This is a genomic window from Skermanella sp., assembly GCF_059503625.1.
In genome coordinates this window covers 1-2,932 of sequence record NZ_JCACHA010000301.1, presented here as the reverse complement: position 1 = coordinate 2,932, position 2,932 = coordinate 1, and the positions used below count along the sequence as shown (strand labels likewise).

Below are 2,932 nucleotides of genomic sequence, written 5' to 3'. Positions count from 1 at the left end.
CGTCTCGTCCATGACACCGACACATTTGGCAAGTGATAAAATTCCGTTAAATAATGGACCGATGAGCGTGAGGACGTGAGCACGATTAGGTTTGGAAGCATGTGTTCTGACGGTTTAGCCATCCGGGAAGCGGTGCAGAATATCCATCTCATCCGTTATTGCCGGGAATGGAGGGAGCGCACATGAAAATCGTCGAACGTCGCCAAAGCGGCTATCTGATGGAATGCGGCTGTGATCGGGGTGGCCAATTCGTCCAGCACCGGCCGGCGCTGGCAAGCGAATGTCCCAAATGCGGCAAGACCGGACTGATGACGCCTCTCGTCACCGAGTGGATGATGTCGCGAGACTCTGCAAAGCTGGACGCGGCCGACTGACGGAAAACCTTGAGGTCATGAAGGTATCGGGGCATCCGCAGCCCGATACCTTCCCACTCGTCCAGCTATCGTACGCTGGCCAGAGCCTGAGCATATACTTCCGGATCGACGTTGCCGCCGGAGCACACGACCGCGATGGTCCTGCCGCCAAGTTCCATCTTGGCCGACAGAACAGCCGCGAGCGCCACGGCTCCTCCCGGCTCGACGACCAGTTTGAAATGATCGCGGGCGATTGCCATGGCAGCCGCCACTTCGGCATCGGTGACCGCGAAGCCGCCCGACAGATGGGCCGAGTTGACCGCAAAGGTCAGTTCGCCCGGCATCGGCGCCAGCAACGCATCGCAGAAGGATGACGCTCCGGCGGCATTGCTCAGCCGCTCTCCGGCGGCGAGCGACCGCGCCGTATCGTCGAACCCTGCCGGCTCGACCGCATAGACCTTGGTGCTCGGGCTCCGCGCCGCGACCGCCAGCGCTATTCCGCCGATCATGCCGCCGCCGCCGCAAGGCGCCAGCACCGCGTCCAGGCCGGCACTTGCCGCCTTTGCCTGCTCGATCAGTTCCAGCCCGATGGTTCCCTGTCCCGCCATGATATACGGGTCGTCGTAAGGCCGTACCAGGGTGGCGCCGGTTTCAGCCGAGATCCCCGCGCCGATAGCCTCCCGGTCCTCCTTCCACCTGTCGTACAGAACGACCCTCGCGCCCCACTCGCGGGTATTGGCGACCTTGATCGCCGGAGCGTCCGACGGCATCACGATGGTTGCCGAAAGACCCAGCAGCCGCGCCGCGGCGGCTACCCCCTGCGCATGGTTGCCGGAAGAGAAAGCCACGACGCCACGGGGCCTCTCGGCTTCCGGAATCAGGCTCATGCGGTTGAAGGCTCCCCGGAACTTGAAGCTGCCGGTGCGCTGAAGCACTTCCGCCTTCACCAGCAACCGGCCGCCCAGGCGGTCGTTCAGCAAGGGCGACTCCAGGAGCGGCGTCAGGACGGCTCGGCCTGCCAGACGGACGGCGGCGGCCTCGACGTCGGCAAAGGTCGGCAAGGTGGTGGAAATCATGTCGGCTACCATGAGAAACGGAGAAACGTCAGCGGGCGGCGGATGCGATCAGCCCCGGCAACTCCTCGAGCCCTTCCAGGACGATGCATGGCTCGCCCGGCAGACGGTCGCGCTCCAGCCCGAATCGGTTCAGCCACACCGTCTTGAAGCCGAACGTTGCCGCGCCGGCCACGTCCCATCCGTTAGAGGAAACGAAGCAGATCCCATCGCGTGCGACACCCAGCCGGTCGCAGGCAAGCTGGTAGACCGATGGATCCGGTTTGTAAATGCCGACTTCTTCGACGGAGAGCACGGCATCCAGGCTGCCGCCGATCCCCGCGCTGCCGACGCCGGCCTTCAGCATGTCGGGAGTGCCGTTGGACAGGATGGCGGTCCGGATCCCGTCGGTGCGAAGCTGCATCAGTGCCGGCGCCACGTCCGGATAAGCATCCAGCGACAGGTAGGCGTCCATCAGCCGGGCCTTCAGGCCTTCGTCTTCCGGCAAACCGATGGCACCGAATGCATGGTCCAGGGCATCGCGGGTCACTCCCCAGAAGTCCCGGTGCCGGTGCATCAGGCTGCGCAGCCATGTGTACTCGAGCTGCCGCTGACGCCACAGGGCGCCTATCTGCTCCGCCTTGCCTTCCAGTTCCCGCGACAGGCGGGCGGTTGCCGACCGGACGTCGAGCAGGGTCCCGTAAGCATCGAAGACGCATGCCTCGATGCCCGCAAGTGACCCGGCCGCCTGTTCCATTCCCGCCTGTTCCATTCCCGCCTGTTCCATCCCCGCCTGTTCCATCAGCGTCTCAGATCGTCCTCCAGCAGAAGCTTGGCATGGCCCCCGTCCATGCGGGCACGATAGATATGGACGGCTTCCATCACCCGCTGGACATAATTGCGCGTCTCGTAGATCGGAATCAACTCGATCCAGTCGACGACGTCGACACCCTCGGCCCGGGGATCCCCGTTGGTCTGAAGCCACTCCCTGACACGGCCGGGACCGGCATTGTACGCGGCGATGGCGAGGACGTAGGAGCCGTTGAAGCGGTCGATAAGCTCCCGCAAATAGGCGCTGCCCAGAGCTATGTTGTAGGTCGGGTCGGACGTCAGGCGGCTGTTGGTGTGCTGCATCCCGAGCTGGCCGGCGACCTGTTTGGCCGTCGCCGGCATCAGCTGCATCAGCCCACGGGCGCCCGCAGGGCTGACGGCATTCTCGTTGAACGTGCTTTCCTGCCTGATGAGGGAGTGGACCAGCGCCGGTTCCAGCCATCCCAGATCGGGCATGCTCACCACCGGATAGCCTGCATTGATCAGGGTGACGCCTTCCTGGACCGCTTGCTTGGCGACGGCGACCGCCAGATCCGGCCGGACGATGTCCTGGGCAAGCCGCGTCACCAGGGCATAGTCCTGCGCCGTCTTCGCGTTCGATCCCATTCGGCGGACGAAGATGCCTTCGCGGTCGGCTACGGGGTCGATCAGGTTCAGCATGCGGGCGAGTCGCGGCAACTCCCCCGCATTGAAGGC

Annotated in this window: 4 protein-coding genes; 1 reads left to right on the top strand and 3 read right to left on the bottom strand. The window is 64.4% G+C overall.

Annotation, left to right across the window (positions count from 1 at the left end):
- The first annotated feature begins 182 nt into the window (after positions 1-182).
- Positions 183-374, top strand: coding sequence for a hypothetical protein (locus AC5JJ6_RS06915; protein WP_496041327.1), 192 nt, complete (start codon positions 183-185; stop codon positions 372-374).
- A 65-nt stretch (positions 375-439) separates the two neighbouring features.
- Here the strand turns inward: AC5JJ6_RS06915 and AC5JJ6_RS06910 are convergent, their stop codons facing one another.
- The 3 genes from AC5JJ6_RS06910 to AC5JJ6_RS06900 all read right to left on the bottom strand — a co-directional run.
- Complete coding sequence (locus AC5JJ6_RS06910; RefSeq protein WP_496041326.1) at positions 440-1,429, bottom strand: threonine ammonia-lyase; 990 nt, start codon at positions 1,427-1,429, stop codon at positions 440-442.
- Between the two features lie 28 nt (positions 1,430-1,457).
- Positions 1,458-2,207 (bottom strand): haloacid dehalogenase type II, encoded by a 750-nt coding sequence (locus tag AC5JJ6_RS06905; RefSeq protein ID WP_496041325.1) that lies wholly within the window; start codon positions 2,205-2,207, stop codon positions 1,458-1,460.
- The coding region (locus AC5JJ6_RS06900; protein ID WP_496041324.1) for a lytic transglycosylase domain-containing protein at positions 2,207-2,932 on the bottom strand (726 nt) is incomplete at its 5' end. The genes AC5JJ6_RS06905 and AC5JJ6_RS06900, both read right to left, overlap by 1 nt.